Origin of the sequence: Levilactobacillus suantsaii (assembly GCF_004115745.1) — a bacterium.
GTDB lineage: Bacteria > Bacillota > Bacilli > Lactobacillales > Lactobacillaceae > Levilactobacillus > Levilactobacillus suantsaii.
The window spans coordinates 31,942-50,058 of record NZ_QXIL01000001.1 but is presented as its reverse complement, the minus strand read 5'-3'; the positions used below and the strand labels follow the sequence as shown (position 1 = coordinate 50,058).

At 48.9% G+C, this 18,117-nt stretch carries 11 protein-coding genes, 2 tRNA genes and 1 other RNA gene; 11 read left to right on the top strand and 3 right to left on the bottom strand.

Going from position 1 to position 18,117, the window contains the following annotated elements; all coding sequences use genetic code 11:
• The first annotated feature begins 522 nt into the window (after positions 1 to 522).
• Positions 523 to 2,046 (top strand): endonuclease MutS2, encoded by a 1,524-nt coding sequence (locus tag DXH47_RS00200; RefSeq protein ID WP_170954910.1) that lies wholly within the window; start codon positions 523 to 525, stop codon positions 2,044 to 2,046.
• A gap of 217 nt (positions 2,047 to 2,263) precedes the next feature.
• Here the strand turns inward: DXH47_RS00200 and ssrA are convergent.
• Positions 2,264 to 2,634: a transfer-messenger RNA gene (ssrA, locus tag DXH47_RS00195) on the bottom strand.
• Positions 2,635 to 3,039: 405 nt separating this feature from the next.
• On the opposite strand from ssrA, the gene DXH47_RS00190 reads away from it, so the two are divergent.
• The 7 genes from DXH47_RS00190 (at position 3,040) to DXH47_RS00160 (ending at position 11,853) form a co-directional block, all read left to right on the top strand.
• Positions 3,040 to 3,765 carry a response regulator transcription factor gene (locus tag DXH47_RS00190; RefSeq protein ID WP_129031085.1) on the top strand — a complete coding sequence of 242 codons (726 nt, stop codon included), beginning with the start codon at positions 3,040 to 3,042 and terminating at the stop codon, positions 3,763 to 3,765.
• Positions 3,765 to 5,231, top strand: a complete 1,467-nt coding sequence (locus DXH47_RS00185; protein ID WP_129031084.1) for a sensor histidine kinase — start codon at positions 3,765 to 3,767, stop codon at positions 5,229 to 5,231. Before DXH47_RS00190 ends, DXH47_RS00185 begins: the two co-directional genes overlap by 1 nt.
• Before the next feature lie 45 nt (positions 5,232 to 5,276).
• Positions 5,277 to 6,425: a class I SAM-dependent methyltransferase gene (locus DXH47_RS00180; RefSeq protein ID WP_129031083.1), complete on the top strand. Its 1,149-nt coding sequence runs from the start codon at positions 5,277 to 5,279 to the stop codon at positions 6,423 to 6,425.
• A gap of 178 nt (positions 6,426 to 6,603) precedes the next feature.
• Positions 6,604 to 7,473 (top strand): GRP family sugar transporter, encoded by an 870-nt coding sequence (locus DXH47_RS00175; RefSeq protein ID WP_129031082.1) that lies wholly within the window; start codon positions 6,604 to 6,606, stop codon positions 7,471 to 7,473.
• 143 nt (positions 7,474 to 7,616) lie between these two features.
• A complete protein-coding gene (locus DXH47_RS00170) occupies positions 7,617 to 8,963 on the top strand; it encodes a glucose-6-phosphate isomerase (RefSeq protein ID WP_129031081.1) in 1,347 nt (448 codons plus the stop codon).
• Between the two features lie 434 nt (positions 8,964 to 9,397).
• On the top strand, positions 9,398 to 9,853 hold the full coding sequence (locus DXH47_RS00165; protein WP_129031080.1) for a hypothetical protein: 456 nt from the start codon (positions 9,398 to 9,400) through the stop codon (positions 9,851 to 9,853).
• A complete protein-coding gene (locus DXH47_RS00160; RefSeq protein WP_129031079.1) occupies positions 9,847 to 11,853 on the top strand; it encodes a mucin-binding protein in 2,007 nt (668 codons plus the stop codon). Before DXH47_RS00165 ends, DXH47_RS00160 begins: the two co-directional genes overlap by 7 nt.
• A gap of 147 nt (positions 11,854 to 12,000) precedes the next feature.
• Here the strand turns inward: DXH47_RS00160 and DXH47_RS00155 are convergent.
• Positions 12,001 to 12,073: transfer RNA gene (locus DXH47_RS00155), tRNA-Glu, on the bottom strand.
• Between the two features lie 247 nt (positions 12,074 to 12,320).
• Positions 12,321 to 13,253, bottom strand: coding sequence for a helix-turn-helix domain-containing protein (locus DXH47_RS00150; RefSeq protein ID WP_129031078.1), 933 nt, complete (start codon positions 13,251 to 13,253; stop codon positions 12,321 to 12,323).
• Positions 13,254 to 13,447: 194 nt separating this feature from the next.
• Here DXH47_RS00150 and DXH47_RS00145 point away from each other — a divergent pair, with 194 nt between their 5' ends.
• The 3 genes from DXH47_RS00145 (at position 13,448) to DXH47_RS00135 (ending at position 17,153) form a co-directional block, all read left to right on the top strand.
• Positions 13,448 to 14,794 (top strand): MFS transporter, encoded by a 1,347-nt coding sequence (locus tag DXH47_RS00145; protein WP_129031077.1) that lies wholly within the window; start codon positions 13,448 to 13,450, stop codon positions 14,792 to 14,794.
• 18 nt (positions 14,795 to 14,812) lie between these two features.
• Complete coding sequence (locus tag DXH47_RS00140) at positions 14,813 to 16,864, top strand: glycoside hydrolase family 31 protein (protein WP_129031076.1); 2,052 nt, start codon at positions 14,813 to 14,815, stop codon at positions 16,862 to 16,864.
• A 217-nt stretch (positions 16,865 to 17,081) separates the two neighbouring features.
• A tRNA-Gln gene (locus DXH47_RS00135) sits at positions 17,082 to 17,153 on the top strand.
• Positions 17,154 to 18,117 lie beyond the last annotated feature (964 nt).

The following is an 18,117-nucleotide window of genomic DNA, read 5'->3' as shown; positions in this document are numbered from 1 at the left end:
ACTCGATAACTTTCGTTGCCAAAAGTCGGTGACGGTAACGGGTCACAGCTCCGGGCGACCAGCTTGCACTGGGCGCTAGCAATCAGGGTCATTTTCGTTAGACGTTGGCGGACACCTTTTCAGCTCCCGGTGCTCTCTCGACCGCGTAAATCTAAGTACTCTTCCTGATATCACGTTAAACGAGACATTTCAATTGTGAAGCCTAGCTTAGGCCGCAAAGCGATGGTTGTCAATGGCTTAAGTTAGATTGTGGGGTGACCTGTCGTGACAGAATCAGTGACTATAATAAAGTAGGAAAGTGTATAAAGTATTTTATAGCTTTTTTTAACGGGGTGGTGCGGAAGGCTTAATTTACCCAACGGCGTTTGAACCCGTTCTTAGAACGTGCTACTCTGAAATTATTCGAGTCGTCGGGGTGACGACCGGCACAACTGACTGCCCACGGGCCAACTTAAGCCCGTGGGGACAATGATCAAACCGGGAATTGGGGGACCACGGTTGAACTGGCATGAAGGAGAACATATGGTTAAAACAATTCAAGAAACGTTACAATTAGATACGATTTTAGCGGCAGTAGCCGATCTGACCCATAGTGATTACGCGGCTGACTCGCTGAAAAAGACGCCCGTGTCTACGGCGTTGGCCCAGGTCCGGCAAAACTTAGCCCTGACCCATGAAGCCCACGAGCTCCTGAGCCAGGATGTCTTATTGACGTTCTTCAACTTGGACCAGATTACGGTGATTCGCGCCAAGTTGGACCAGGGACGGTTACTAACAGTAGATCAGTTGAAGGCTGTCCAGGCCACGCTGGTCAATTGGCGACGGTTGGGGACCGTTTTGCGCCAACATGCGACAGACATTCCGCAATTGATGGCCTTTTTGGCTAAGCAACCGCCGTTGAACGGGCTGCGCGACCGGCTGGATGACGTGTTGGATCGCAACGGGATTCGTGACGATGCAACGCCGGAACTGGCCCAACTGCGCAAGGACAAGGATAAGCAGTCCCGTCAGATTCAACAACAGTTAAGCCAGTTCGTGGGTAAACACTCTCACGAACTACAGGGAAAACAATTGATTCGTCGTGACCAGCACTACTGTGTCCAACTCAAGGCGACCTACAAGCATCGCTTTAAGGGAACCGTCATGGGCCAGTCGGCGACGGGGTCCACGGTCTATTTCGAACCCAGTACGGTGGCCAAAACGGGGTTGGAATTAGCGGCCACGCTCGCTTCCGAGGACGCCGAAGTTTACCAGATATTGGCGACCATGACGGGGGACGTTGAGGATCACTGGGAAGACCTCAACAAACAGATCGACCTGCTGAGTCAGCTCGACCAAATCTTTGCCAAGGGTCAATACGCCTTGGAACACCACGCGATTTTACCGAAACTCAACGGGGGACAAACCATCCGCATCGTGAATGGTCGGCACCCATTGTTGGGCGAAAACGCGGTGCCCTTGAACGTGACGCTTTCCGCCGATCAAAGTCTGATGATTACCGGAGCCAACTCCGGCGGGAAGACCGTGGTCCTGAAAACTATCGCGCTTTTTTCGATGATGATTAAGTTAGGTTTAGAGATTCCAGCCGACGAAGGGACCAATTTAGCCGTCTTTAACCAGATTGCCATCGACATCGGGGACCAACAAAATATGGCGGCGCAGCTAAGTACCTTTTCGGGGGAAATGACGACACTGGTGGGCATTACTAATGACTTACGGCCCAATGCCCTGATTCTTTTGGATGAAATCGGCAGCGGGACCGACCCAGAAGAGGGGACGGCACTGGGAATTGCCATCATCCAGTACCTGGTCGATCAGGGGGCTAAATTAGTGGTGACCACCCACTACACCGGCATTAAGAATTACGCGGTTGCGCAACCCCACTTTGTGATTGGGTCGATGGCCTTTAACCGGCAAACGTTGCAGCCGGAATACCGGTTACTGTTGAATCAGGTCGGGGCCAGTGAGGCCATGTGGCTGGCCGAACGTATCGGGTTGAAGCCGGAGATTTTAGCGTTGGCCAAGCAACAGCTTAAGGCTGACTAAGCCAGTTAAATTTAGTAAATGAGGCGCAATCCACCATCGTGGATTGCGCCTCATTTAGGTTCTATGATGGGATCAGCGTCCTTGGCGATATAGACTTAACAAGTGTCAAGCAATATTAAGGTAGTAATCAATTAATATGTAAGTCTAAATTTAGGCAAAAATAAAAACGCCTTGATACCGGCGTTTCAAGGGCTTATTTCATCCCGCAAACTATAATCAATGGAGCCGGCGGGGATCGAACCCGCGTCCTAGCATATCGCCACCCTAGCCTCTACACTCATAGGCAGACTACTTAAGTTTTCACCCAACAACCTGCCGCCTGTCAGGGCCAACATGTTGAGCTAACCTGATTAGTCTCTTCTAACCAGCTCCAGGTGGAAGCCAATTAGCGTAACCCGTTAAATTTAAGACCCAGATCTAGCCCGCGGGTAAGACTAGGAGGATCTACGTTAAGCGCCTATTAAGCAGCTAAAGCGTAAGAATTGTTATTATTTTTTGCAGTTATAATGAACTGGACCTTTTAACGTAGATGCCGCTACGGAGTGCAACCAAGGCTCGACCTATACCAGTCGAATCCAGAACGGCCCCAAAATGATACTAATATAGTGTACCATATTATGTAGGCCCTGCAAAATCATTCGCCTAAGATAGGGAAACAGTGGTAGCTACGTAACCTAGTTAAGCACTGGTTGTTTTGTCACAGCGGCAAAAAGAGTGAACTAATTAGTACCCTAATCTAATTTTTTTCGTTAAAATTAAGGCAGTCTAAGAATCCCTCATGCAACGTGATTGCGGGAAGCTTAGACTATTTTTATAATAAAATCAGGGTATAATAAGGAACTACGGAACCACAACGCTCTGGCAGCCGCTAAAAGTAACAAAAACTTCATGATTCTATCATGGCGCGGTCTGATTCATCTGTTAAGTTCGGACCTGTATGACCCACCAACTTTTAGCCGGCGCCAAATAGGGTCATCTTTTTGGAGGTCGCATATGAAGTTATTAATGATCGAAGACAATCATTCTGTCTCACAGATGATGTCGATGTTTTTTAAAAAAGAAAAATGGGATGCTCAGTTTGCCTACGATGGGAACGAAGCTCTGGAAATGTTTTCAGCCAGTCCCCACGATTGGGACATGGTCACGCTGGACTTGAATCTACCCGGGATGGACGGAATGCAGGTAAGCGCCGAGATCCGGAAGTTATCACCCACGGTGCCAATTATTATGTTGACGGCCAGAGACTCGGAGAGCGACCAAGTCTTGGGATTAGAGATGGGGGCGGACGATTACGTCACCAAGCCGTTCAGTCCCATCACGTTGATTGCCCGCATCAAGGCCCTGCATCGGCGGGCTGAATTGGGACCCGCTTCGCAAAAGGAAGCAGCTCCGTTGGATGATACCGAGTTGTTTGACGTGGTCACCGAACACTTTAAGCTGAATACCAAGACGCGTGAGGCGTATTTAAACGACCGGCAGATTGAGGATTTAACGCCCAAAGAGTTTGATCTGTTAAAAACGTTGGCCCAAAAGCCACGGCAGGTCTTCTCCCGTGAACAGCTCTTACAACTGGTCTGGGATTACGAATACTACGGTGATGAACGGACGGTGGACGCCCACATCAAAAAACTCCGGCAAAAAATTGAAAAGGTAGGTCCCCAAATTATCCAAACGGTCTGGGGTGTGGGTTATAAATTTGACGATAGTGGAGCCGAATAATGAAGTTAATGTATCAACAAATGCTGGGATTCTTTGCGGCAATCACGATTATTTTGGTCTTATTGGGGGTGTCGTATACCCAAATGACCCGCCACATGGTTTACAGCAACACTTGGAATTCGCTAGAGAAGTATTCGAACAGCTTGATTGAACAGTCGTTACGAATCAGTTCGAACGACGACAAGTCGGTCAACTTTGACACCACGGCCCTTGAAAATAGCGAGCGCTTGCTCCAGAACCAGGCGATGAGTGTCACGATTTATAGTTCGACTAATAAAATCGTGTTCCCCGCTAATCTGTATCAACAATCTATCAATAAAAAGGATTGGCAAAAACTCCAGAAAAATAAAATTATCCACAAGGTGGTTGACCGGCGGGTCCGTAATAAGAAAGGGCGAATCTCCCCGGCCATGACCGAGGTCATGAAACCTTACTTTTATAATCATAAACTGGTTGCAGTAGTGGTGATGGGGGCCTTTGTTTCCGATATCAATACCAATATCAACCAGATTAATCACAACTTGATTCGGGCGTTACTGGTGTCCATCCTGGTCGCCATTGTGGCCAGTTATATTCTGGCCCGGTACTACACCAATCGAATCAACCGGTTGCGGGTAGCGACTAACCAGGTTTCGCAAGGGGATTACGATGTGCAAATGACCAGTCGTAACCGCGATGAGATTGATGATTTGATCAACGACTTTAACGGCATGACGCACTCACTGAAGGCATCACGCGAGGAGATTCAACGCCAAGAACAACGGCGGCGAGAATTCATGGCCAACGCCTCCCACGAGATGCGGACGCCACTGACCACGATCAACGGCCTATTGGAAGGCCTAGCCTACGACGCCATTCCAGAAGAAAGTAAGGAAGAAAGTATTGATTTGATGCGTAGTGAGACCAGTCGCTTGATTCGACTAGTCAACGAAAACCTGGACTACGAGAAGATTCGCTCGAACCAGATTACGCTGAACCTGCACGAGTTTAACGCAGTTGACGCCCTGCACAACATTGCCGAGCAGTTGAAGCAAAAAGCAGACGATTCTGGCGATACTTTAGAGCTTGAAGTGCCAACAGAAGTTCAGGTCTACGCCGATTACGACCGTTTCGTCCAGATCATGTTCAACATTACCCAGAATGCCATCCAGTTCACTCAGGATGGACACATCACGATTTCGGCCCAACGCGGGTATGAGGAGACCATCATTCGCATCGCCGATACGGGGATGGGGATGAGTGACGAGCAGGTCAAAAACATCTGGGAACGTTACTATAAAGCCGATCCATCCCGGAAGAACACCAAGTACGGGGAGTCTGGCTTGGGGCTATCAATCGTGCACCAGCTCGTACAGCTCCATCATGGTAAGATCAGCGTCACTAGTAAAGAGGGGGTCGGGACCACTTTCACCGTCATCTTCCCGGACCAGCACCAGACGAATGTCGACCGGGCCAAGACGGATTAGGACCGACATGTTACAATAGGAAGAACCATTTTGAGGAGGAAAACTTTGAAACGTATACAAATTACCGGGAAGTCCGTCCGTAAGTTCGAGGATGGCTATCCCGTGATCGCGTTAACCGATTTAGAAAACCGCCAGGACTTTGATGATGGGGCCTGGATTCAACTGGAAAACCACGGCCATTTTGTGGCTACGGCTTACTTTGCCAAGCAACATCGTGGGGCCGGGTATATTTTGAGCTTACGAGAAAGTGAAGCTATCGACGAACGCTTCTTCGCCAGCAAGTTCCGGGCCGCCCAAGCCAAGCGGATGGCCCTACCCCAAACGGGCGCTTACCGCTTGTTCAATGATGTGGGCGATGGCCTGGGGGGCTTGATCGTGGACGCGTACGGTGACCGGTACGTCTTTCGCTGGCAAAACCAAGCGTTGAAACGCCAATCTCGTTTGATTTACGCCGGTTTCCAGAAGATTTTCGGCACGGACGTGACCATTTTGTCCGTCTCAACCGACCAAACGACTGTCCAGGTGGTGACCGGCGATTTGCCGAAGGCCCCCATCGCAGTCACCGAGAACGGTGTTAGTTATCCGGTCGACTTGAGTGTGGCCCGGTCCCAACTGGCCTTAGAATTCCGTGACGTGCGGGCCTGGGCCGTCAAGAACAGTCAACAACAGCGGGTCTTGAACCTCTACAGTGCGGAGACCGGGGTCGTGGCTGCGGCGATGGTCGGCGGGGCGGTGGAAGCCGTCACGGTCGACCCGACTAACCGGGCAACCACGGCAGTGCAAGCCCAACTGGCGGCCAATAATCTGGACCAGGCCGCCGTTGAGATGCGGACCATGGACGTAACCAACTACTTGGACTACGCCATCAAACACGGATTGACTTTCGACACAGTCTTCATCAACCCACCGGCGTTCATCCGGGGCAAGAAGCACCACTTTGATTTGAACCAAGACTTAGAAGCCTTGATTTTACAGGCGTTGCAGGTGACCCACGCAGACTCTCAGGTCTTGATCACCACGACCACACCGAGCTACTCGTTGAAACGCTTGCGGACCGCCGTGGCCACTGCCACGGAAAATTATACCGGTCATGTAAGTGTTTCCAACACGTTCCACTCACCAGCGGATTTCATGACCAACGATGCTGACCGGCAGAGCGAAGTTTTGAAGGGCATCCAACTATCAGTTAATTAATGAAAGCAGCTGAAAATTAAGCGACTAAACGCGAAAGGACAGTTAGACCACTGTCCCTTCGCGTTTTTTATGGCTAATTATGGTTTACAATTCTGGCGGAAACGCTTAAACTTAACATTAAACTGAAAGGATCGCTTTCAATAATTTCGACATAAATGAAACGAAAGTAGGAATTTACATGGGCATTTTATTAGCACTGATTCCAGCGATTTGCTGGGGCAGTATCGGGCTGATCAGTGGCAAACTGGGTGGCTCGTCGTATCAGCAGACGCTAGGGATGACGGCGGGGGCCGTCTTGTTTGGACTCTTTTCACTGGTTTACTTTCACGTGCAACTTTCTGGGCTGGCAATGGGCGTCGGGGTGGCGTCCGGATTATGCTGGGCAGTCGGTCAATTCGAACAATTTCAGTCGATGAAATTTATCGGGATCTCGCGCACGGTACCGATTTCGACGGGAATGCAGTTAGCCGGTACAGCGTTGGCCGGTGTCGTCTTGTTTCATGAGTGGAAAACGACCGGGACGGTCCTACTGGGGACGCTAGCCGTTATCATTCTGATCATCGGGGCGGCGATGACGTCCTTACGCGACAAACGCCACAGCATCTCGAGCAAACCACTGGCGGCTGGCCGCGGGGCAACGGCGCTGGTCATCTCCACGATAGGTTACGTGCTGTACACGGTCATCGTGAAGTTCTCCGGTTTGGATTCCAAATTAATCCTGTTCCCGCAATCGTTAGGGATGATTTTAGGGGCGTGCTTATTCATCATCATGTCGCCGCAAAATCGGCACAAGGTTTGGCACGTGGCTACCGCCAAGAACGTTCTGACCGGATTGGTCTGGGGCATCGGAAACTTCTTCATGTTCATGGCGATTCCAGCTTTGGGACTGGCGATTAGTTACTCGTTAGCCCAATGTGGGATTGTGATTTCCACTTTTGGAAGCATCTGGTTCCTGGGAGAACAGAAGACAAATCGAGAAATGGTCTACACGGTAATTGGCTCGCTATTGGTCATTGCTGGTGGGGTTACCCTCGGCTTGATGAAATAATGTAAAACGGGCTGATGACGGGCGTTGTCGGCCTTTTTTCGCGTTTAAATTTATCTAAAATATGTGGACTATACCATTTACTTTTTCGGCATGAGCGTTATAATGGACTAGGTAATACAAATATAAAGTGAGGTCATCTGAATATGGCACATATCGCCTTTGATAGTTCTAAACTTGCACCATTTGTCAATGATAATGAGCTTGGAGAAATTCAAGCTATGGTCACCGCTGCGGATACTGAATTGCGGCAAGGAACCGGTGCCGGAAGCGACTTTCGGGATTGGTTAACTTTACCCCATGATTACGACAAGGACGAGTTCGCCCGAATCAAGGCGGCCGCCAAGAAGATTCGTTCCGACTCCGAAGTTTTAATCGTGATTGGAATTGGCGGGTCGTATTTGGGCGCTAAGATGGCCGTGGACTTCTTACACGACACCTTCTTCAACACCTTACCAGCTGATCAACGCAAGGGCCCGCAAGTCTTCTTCGTCGGAAACTCTATCAGTGCCGATTACGTGCACGATTTGGTTCATTTGTTAGGCGACCGGGACTTCTCCGTTAACATCATCTCGAAATCAGGGACCACGACGGAACCTTCTATTGCCTTCCGGATCTTCAAGAACTTGTTGATCAAGAAGTATGGGGAAGCTGAAGCCAATAAGCGTATCTACGCCACGACCGACAAGGCGCACGGGGCGTTGAAGACCGAAGCCGACGCAGCGGGTTACGAATCCTTCATTATCCCCGATGGCGTGGGTGGCCGGTACTCCGTGCTTTGCCCGGTTGGCTTACTGCCAATCGCCGCTTCTGGCGCAGACATCGACCAGTTGATGAAGGGGGCAGCCGACGCTGAAGATACCTACACCAACCCAGATTTGACCAAGAACGAAGCTTACCAATACGCTGCTTTGCGGAACATCTTATACCGCAAGGGCTACACGGTTGAATTATTGGAAAACTACGAACCCCGTTTAGCTGCCTTCGCCGAATGGTGGAAGCAATTGACCGGTGAATCCGAAGGAAAAGACGGCAAGGGCATCTACCCATCTTCCGCCAACTTCAGTACCGACCTCCACTCGTTTGGTCAGTACATTCAAGAAGGCCAACGGAAGTTGATGGAGACCGTGGTCATGGTCGACAAGCCAGAACATGACGTCGATATTCCTAAGGAAGACGACGACCTGGACGGGTTAGGTTACTTGGAAGGCCGGACTATGGGCTTCGCCAACACCAAGGCCTTTGAAGGGGTCACGTTAGCCCACACCGATGGTGGCGTCCCGAACATGAGCGTGCATATCCCGGACCAAACGGAATACACGTTGGGTTACTTGATCTACTTCTTCGAAGTGGCTATCGCTATTTCTGGTTACTTGAACGGCATCAATCCGTTTAACCAACCGGGTGTAGAAGCTTACAAGACCAACATGTTTGCACTTCTGGGCAAGCCAGGTTACGAAGATTTGGGCAAGAAGTTAAACGCCCGGCTGTAAGTATAAATTAAATGATGTTATGAAGACCTGGGAAAGTGATCCTGGGTCTTTTTTGTGCTGGCAGCGTGGTGGATTGAAGCTTTGGGGATAATTAAATGACGTTGCCCAGAAAATATAAACTGGTCAAAGGCCATAGTGAGACGCCCAAAACCTCTGTTAGGAAACGGGACAAGGCTAACTGGTGAAAAAAGGCTATGTTTCCCATATATTAAGGAAAAGTTAGTTAATATTTTTGATAAACTAATTAACGCCTCGGTTTGTAAAACTTGTTGAAAATGGCCAATATATTAATTATAATGTATAATCGGATGTGAGGGCGGAGAATTTAGCTGAGACACGACTGGCCCGCTGAATTGACGGTGGAGTAGCCGTTGGCTCGCGTTACGCGGCAGATTTAACCCACTCACATGGAAAATGCAACGGAGGAGAATACCATGACACGCCATAAACAACCTACGCCAAGCACCTTGTCTTTAACTCCCAATTGGTGGTGGACGTCCAGCGTCACCACTTTAGTTCTAGTCGGGATGGTGACCTGGGGAACGACCACTGTGCAGGCGGATACCACGCCAAGCACCTCTACGGAATCGGCCGCCCCAACGGCGACGACCGCTGCCACAAATGACACTCAGGTCACGTTAACGGGAAAAACGGTGACTGGTTCAGTTACCGACCAAGCCACTACAGTTCCAGAAGCGACTGAGGCTAAGACAGCAACTAATACCGCGGCCACGGGGGGAGAACCGACTAGTTCGACTACGGCTGATGAGGAACTGGTCGCAGCTAGTAACGCCAAGCCAGTGACACTAACGACTGCAAACCATCGCGACGCTGACGAAAAAGTAACCGTTGCTGCTCAAAAAAGGCCACGGTTAGCACTGAAATGTTAACGCTTACTAAGACGAAAACGGTAACGTCCCCGTCAGCGGCGGCGAAGCAATCCACAGCAATCGCTACGTCAACGTCAGCCGCAGCGGCTAAACAGGCCGGGACCAAAGCCGCGACCACGACGGCCGACGATACCGAAGCAGATCTGAGCGACCAATTGACGGATTCGACGTTGCGCCAACTGGTTCGCCAAGCGATGGGGCTGGAAGATGATGAACCTTTAACTAAAACGTTTATTCAAAATTACAAAAAGTCGAGTTTTCAGAATTACTTGACGCTCAAGGCTAAGGACGATACGGTCGTGAACAGTCTAGCGGGGCTGGATATCTTAAAAGATTTACCCAGCAATGTGGCAGTTAAGGTGACCCTTTATTTAGGGTCGACCCAAGCCGATATGGCACAGATTGACTTCGCACCGTTACGGGATCTCAGTTTGGAAGAGTTGAACCTTTACAGTTATTACTGGGGCGCCGTTAGTTTGACCCAGTTAGACAAAATTACCCAGGTGAAATTAGACGGCATCCAGAACGCCGAATTTTCCAGTCCTAAATCGGATACTCCGAATTTTACCGGGATGACCAATGAACAGTTCGCTCGGTTAGCACCGTTCGTCCTCGGGGTCTTGAGTAACGACTTCCCCAATACCCACATGATTGGGTTTGCGGGGAACAACATTACGGATTTCTCACCGGTAGGCGGGTTACAATCGATGACCAACTCGGGACAGGTTAGTGGCTTTAACCAGTATCAACAGGTAAAAACACCAATAGCCTTTGAGCCGGGAAGTACGATTGAAGTGCCGTCGCCAATCACGGGAATTCTAGGCGAATCGTTCCAGTACCGGGTTCGCTACTACCAGGATGACGGGAGTGAAAACGGCGTATTGACCGTGGCGGAACCCATTATTCCGGACGATCCGACCCAACTCGTCACTTATAAATTAGTGAATCCCAAAGTTATCGATGGTCAGATTAAGTATGGCCAATTTAGCTATGGAGATACTGGTCGATTTAAATACGATACGGGCGTAAATGGCCAGCCATTAGACAGCTTGTGGTTAGCGGCCGGGACTTTGGTCTATCAACCGGTCAAAGCCGCCGAGGGCCAAGTCACGGTAACCTACCGTGACGACACGACGGACAAGATTTTAGAGACGGAGACGCTGAGTGGTAGCGTGGGAGAAACCAGCGACTACCGCACTCAAACGGCGATTCAAGCGTATCTAGCGCAAGGCTATGAACTGGTGAGCGATGATTATCCCAGTGCAGGAGCGACCTTTAGTAAGGCGGACCAGGCGTTTACTGTGTGGTTGAAACACGGGATGACTACGTTGAGCGACAGTAAGCAGGTCACCCAGACTATTCATTACCGGTATGCGGATGGGACCACGGCGGCACCAGACTACCAGACCCAACTCACGTTTACCCGGAACGGACAACGCGATTTGGTCACGGGCACGACGACTTGGGGCAACTGGTTCGCCGCAGCCGGCGAGACCAGTTTTCCAGCTAAAACCTCGCCTGTTCTGGCGGGATATACCGCGGATCAATTGGTGGTCGCTGCCATCACCGGGGTGACGCCAACCAGTGGAAACTACACCACGACGGTCACGTATCGCGCTAGCGACGAAGGAAGTAGTGTGACGCCACCGACGACCCCACCGGAGACGGGCAAGGACCCCGACCAGGTGACTGGTCCAACTGGCGTGGGACCGGCAGTGACGCCGCAACAAATCTTAGAGTCGGCCGGTGGTCAAGGTGCGGGCTTAACGGCCTTTACGGCAGATCATGATGCCGCCAGCACTAAAAACGCGGTGGGGACCCCCATCACGGGGCGTCAGCCGTTTACCTCAACAGGTGGGGCAGCCGCTACGACCCAACGAGCGGCGAAACAGGACGCCCAGCTGCCGCAAGCTAACGAACGGACAGCGCCGTGGGCCGTAATTAGTGGCGGCTTAAGTTTAGTGCTTGTCGGGTTACTTTGGTGGCGCCGGCAAGATTAAAAAGAGAATAACCTACGTTTAATCATGGTAATCGGCGACCCAGCCGGTTACCATTTTTGGTGGTTTTAGCAACGGTCAGCATATCGGAAGATGAAGAGACAAAAAAGGCGCTAAACGTTGAATTGACAACGTTTAGCGCCTATCTGATAGCCCATACGGGGCTCGAACCCGTAGCTCCGCCTTGAGAGGGCGACGTCTTAAACCAGTTTGACCAATGGGCAATAACGGTAACTAGCAATATTAAATTTACACTTATTGGGGTTTCTTGTCAACACTAATTGTATAAAAATTCCACCATTGGGTCATGATAGTTATTTGACAAGGAAGTTGTGCTACGGATGGTTTAACTGGGAAGCGTAGGATATCAGTTAAAAATTACAGCGAAAACCGTCAACTTCAACGTCTCACGTGATATACCTTTTATGAATATTCCTTAATCATAACCTGCCATTAATCACGGAGTAAGGTTAGGGAGTCTTAGAGGGATGGTGGCCCGTCTTTAGGAGTTGGTCCATGATTCGGTCGGAAACGGGCATGACGGGGTCGTAACTGGGAGTCCGGATATTTTTCCGGCTGAAGGTCTTGCGGTAGCGACTCGGGGTGATACCCGTGCGTTTTTTAAACGTGCGGGTGAAGTTTTTGGGATCGTTGAAGTAGGCTTCCCCCGCAATATCGTAGACAGGGGCGTCAGTCGAAATCAGGAGCTGCTTGGCCCGTTCGATTTTTTGGCCGATGACGTATTGGTAAAATGATTGATGAAAATAGCGTTTAAAGAGACGGTTCAAATAAATCACGTTGAAGTTGAACTCGTCGGCGATTTGTTTTGACGTTTCAATCTCGTTTAAGTGCGCGTTGATCCACGATTTTACACTGTTGACACTGCGTTCGCTTTGAGGAAAGTTTTTATGGTGCAGGTGGTCACAATAATCTTGAGCGACCAGGAACAGTAATTCTGAAATTGAAATATCCAAAATGTAGCCCTTGAAAAGTTTGTTCAAGTCTAAAATTTGATAGGCCATCGTGAGGACGTGGTTGATGTGCAAAAAGGAAGCCTGCCGGGGGATGGACGCCGTGGTGTAGCTTTTGTCAGCCTGGGGGTCGTTGATGGTGACGTTACCTTGCGGGAAGAAGTGAAACCATAAATACTGCGTTCCGATGGGGGACGCTTTAGTCCCGTAGAAGTTCGTAAATGGGGGGACAAGGAAGTATTCCCCCGCGTGGATGGTGTAGGGCGTCTCTTCAAGCCGGCAATAAATGGTGCCCTTGATTAGAAAAATAATTTCCCAATTTCCGGGTTGATACATGTGTTTATGGTGCCAAGGACTGGTGGCTTCGAAGGTGCCACAAACGTAAAAGAAAGGTAACTGACGGAGATCAAACGAGATGATATCTGGTTGCATTAAGAATCTCTCCTTACGACAGAAGTTTGCTTTGTTCACTTTTTCTGTTATTTACTCCATTATATTTAAAGAAAATACCTTTTACAATAATAACCGTAAGCGCTTACCAATACCTGTGATTAATCACGACAACTTGTTTTGCTTTTGATGAAGCAGTGAGGTGGATAACATTGAGCAAAGTTAAGGCAATAACGATGAAACTAAGTTGGCGAGAGCGATTTAGCTATGCATCACTAGATTTTTCAGGCCAGTTGATTTTTAACGTGATTACCGCGTATTTATTGTACTTCTTTACGGACGTTGCTGGCATTCCGGTGGCGACTGCGGGGGTCATCTTGTTAATTGCGCGGGTCTTTGATGGAATCGATGCGCCGATTTGGGGCGCCATCATTGATGTGACGCACACTCGCTTCGGAAAGGCGCGGCCGTACTTCTTGTGGATGGCGACACCTTTCGCCGTAATGGGCGTTTTGACGTTCTGGGCGCCCCAAATCCCGATGCATCAACGGATTATGTACTGTGCGATTACTTATATTATCACGGGGATTTCTTATACGGGAATCAATACGCCATTAACCACGGTTCTGCCATTATTGACGCCGGATTCTCAGGAACGAATTACATTGAATTCGATTCGGATGGCTGGGTCGAACTTAGGGGTTTTGGCCACTAACGTGTTGACTTTACCTCTAGTGGCCTTGTTAGGTGGCGGCAACGATGTCATCGGGTTTCGGTGGACCATGGCGATTTTTGCGACCTTGTTCTGGGTCCTGACCATTATGGCTTTTCTGAATATCAAGGAACGGGTCAAACCCGTCCAAACCAAAGTCTCCTTAAAGAAGAGTGTCAAGGCCATCAAAGGAAACTGGCCGTGGATTATCATTGTAATCAGTAATTTAGTCTTCTGGGTCGCCTTGACGGTGCGGTCTTCGACGATTGTTTACTACTTGACCTATAACTTTGGGAATAAAAACTTAGTTCCCCTGGTCAACGGAATTTCGTTCGTTCAGGTCGTGGCAGTTTTGTTGGTCCCAGTTCTCAGCAAAAAGTTTTCCCAACAAGCCATTTGGATTTCCGGCTTAATCCTGGCCATCATTGGTCAAGGTATCATCTGGTCTGGTGGCCACTCGTTGGCAATCTTGATTGCCGGTTGGGTTGTTGGCAACTTGGGTAGTGGAATTGCGGTTTCGCTCCCATTTGCGCTGTTAGGCTCGGCCGTTGATTACGGGGAATACAAGTCCGGCATCAACGCTGCGGGACTATTGACTGCGATTGGCAGTTCATTCTGCATCAAGATTGGCAGTGGAATCGGGGGTGCCTTACCAGCTTGGCTGATGGGACTGTTTGGGTACGTCGCGAATCAGCAACAGAGTGCCCACAGTTTACTAGGAATCTCGTTATCCTTTAACGGGCTCACGATTCTGGTGTTCGCCATTGCCATCATTCCCCTGATCTTTTATGGGCGTTATGAACGGATGCAGGACGATATTACGGCTAAGCTCAACACGATTCATGAGCAAAATTCGGCTGCAAAATCTTAATTTAGGAGGAATTAGCTGATGATTTATCAAAAAGATGGTTACTTATACCAACAGTCTGATGGCGAGACCATGGAAATTCGGCCGTGGGGTACGAATAGTTTTCGGGTTCGAAGTACGCGTTATCCCGAATTTACGGGCCGGAAAAATGCGTTAACGATGCCCGTTAAAGCAGCGTCAGTGACGCCTCAGGTCGATGAAAAAGGCCAGTCGGGGCAGATTACGAATGGTCAGATTACGGCCCGCTTGGACGTTTATGGAAATTTGGCTTTTTATAATCAACAAGATAAGCAGTTGTTGCAAGGCTATCAGCGTACCCGGGTGAACGAAATGAATCCGGGGAAAGACGCCCTTAAGATGGCGCATTTCAACAGTGCGTTGGACCTGGATTGGCATGAATTTAAGGGTAATCCGGGCGGCGACTTTGGGTTGAAGGTTCGCTTTGAATCTGACCGCCAAGAAAAAATCTTTGGGATGGGGCAGTACCAACAAGACTTTTTGAACCTGAAAAATTCCAAATTGGAGTTGGCGCTGCGTAACTCCCAGGCCACCGTTCCGTTTTATATTTCTAGTAAAGGTTACGGCTTTTTGTGGAATAATCCGGCAATCGGAGATGTCACGTTTGCGAAGAACCTAACAGAATGGCACGCCCGTGCAACTAAGGAATTGGACTTCTGGATCACGGCGGGCGAGACCCCGCACGCCATTGAGGAACAGTACGCGAGCGTTGTCGGGACGGTACCGATGATGCCGGATTACGCCATGGGTTATTGGCAATGCAAACTCCGTTATCAATCGCAAGATGAGGTCTTGGCCGCTGCCCGTGAGTTCAAGCGGCGGAAGTTGCCAATTAGTGTTATCGTCATCGATTTCTTCCACTGGCCAAAGTCCGGGGAGTACAAGTTCGATCCCGTTTACTGGCCAAATCCAAAACAAATGATTGATGAGTTACACGAAATGGGCATCAAATTGATGGTCTCAGTATGGCCGACGGTGGACGAGACCAGTTCACACTACCAAGAGATGCGTGATAAAGGTTACCTGGTTCAAACTGAACGGGGAGTTCCGATTACGATGAACTTCCTGGGGAACAATGGGTTCGTAGATTTTACTAACCCGCAAGCTCAAAAGTATCTCTGGAAGCTCCTGAAAAAGAATTATTACGACCAAGGCGTGGACTTGTTCTGGTTAGATGAAGCCGAACCGGAATACTCGGTCTATGATTACGATAATTATCGGTATCACGACGGCAGTGTCTTACAAGTTGGTAACCGATATCCAGTTGGGTATTCGAAGGCGGTCTTTGACGGGATGACGGCCACTGGCGAGAAAAACGTGATCAACTTGGTTCGGAGTGCCTGGGCTGGGAGTCAACGCTACGGGGCGCTGGTTTGGTCTGGTGATATTGACTCTAGCTTCCAAGCCTTACGGAACCAATTATGCATTGGCCTGAACATGGGGATTGCGGGAATCCCGTGGTGGACGACCGATATTGGCGGCTTCACGGGTGGTGACGATAACGACCCAACTTTCCGGCAACTCGTGACCCGTTGGTTTGAATTCGCGACCTTCTGCCCAGTCATGCGGATGCACGGGGACCGCGAACCCCATGAAAAGCCGTTAGGCACCACTGGCGGGGGAAAGATGCCAACGGGAGCCCCCACGGAACCTTGGGCGTACGGCGAAGAGGTTTACCAAATTATGCAGTCCTATATGCAATTACGGCAAAATCTGAAGCCGTACATTAAGCGACAGATGCAGGCTGCGCACGAAAAGGGGACCCCGGTCATTCGGCCGCTATTCTATGATTTCGACGGGGATGCCCAAGCCTGGTCGGTTGAGGACCAGTATATGTTTGGCGACCAGCTCTTAGTTGCGCCTATCCTGTACCAAGATGAACACCAACGAGAGGTTTACTTGCCGCAAGGGAGTGACTGGATTAACGTCTATTCTGGGGAAACGACGCCAGGTGGTACGACTTTAACGGTGAAGACGCCGTTAAATCAGATTCCGGTCTTTGTGAAGGCAACGGCGGACAAGTCGTTGCTGGCCACTTTCAAAGTCCTGCAATAGCGAGAAGTTAACCATTTAAATCTAACAAAGGGGCCGGTAAAATCGTGCGATTTTGCCGGCCCCTTTGCGTTTCTATTGACCCAAAATCTGGAATTGGGCGAGACTTTTAGGAGTTAATAATATCGAACAGCGTGAATATTTTTTCAAAAATCGGTTGACACTAATTCGCAAACACGGTACTATTAAATAGTTGTTTCGCGACAACACCACGTATTTTTGGGTATTCGCCAAATGGTAAGGCACCGGACTCTGAATCCGTAATTTACTGGTTCGATCCCAGTATACCCAATCAATAAGAAACGTTAGTGAAAGCCTGGGTATTTTGCCCGGGCTTTTTTTATGTCAATTGCGGTTTTGGTGATTACGAATGCCAAAGCAACTTAGAGGTAATGATGGCAAGCACCCAATCAGGAATCATAATCCACTTGGAAGGACCAAAAAGACTGGTAAGCAGGGAAAAGTGAAGTGAACCCCCAAAATTGGAATAAATCCAATCCTGGGATTCACTTTTTTATGTTATTCTCTCTTTTTTTGTGATCACGGATCGTAAAAAAACAAAAGATAATTATTCCAACAACCAAATAAGTAATCATGATCCATTTTGGTGTATTAAATGCATAAAGAATAATGAGAAAGCCAAAAAAACACAAAGAAAATATATTTTCAAACCTCATAGAATTGATCCCTTCGATCCTACCCAAGAAGTATGATGGATGATTTTAATTAGTTTGGTGCGTTTGCTGTTAGAGTAATACTTAACTATGGACTCTTGTCCAATTATTGCACGATTTCCACGAGGCGCCGTTGCCGAAATTAAACGAATGTTGTAGGTTGGAAAAATATCTGCTCGTTGTGTTTTTAATAGTTCAGAAACATCATAATATACCGACGGCAGCCTTTATTCCGCTTCCTGGTATTAAACTGGCAAGTTGTTCAACCGTAAATTTTGCAATTCGTTTTGCCCTTGTACTAGCATAGTTATGGGTTCCTGACCATTCTTGTATTTACGTCAGAATAACACATGATTTGTTAGAAGCATAGGTAGAATAAATTAAAAACTGCTAACCAATATGGTTAACAGTCACTACTCCGCGCAAGTATGAAGCCACCGGAAACGGTGCTTTTTTGTAAAGCAAACCAAATGGTAAGCCAATCATTATTTACTAAGCGTTAAAACCATTGCAATCACTGATATGTAGGCATTTACAAAGAAGTGGGGGTCATGCCCAGCATACCCAATCAATAAGAAACGT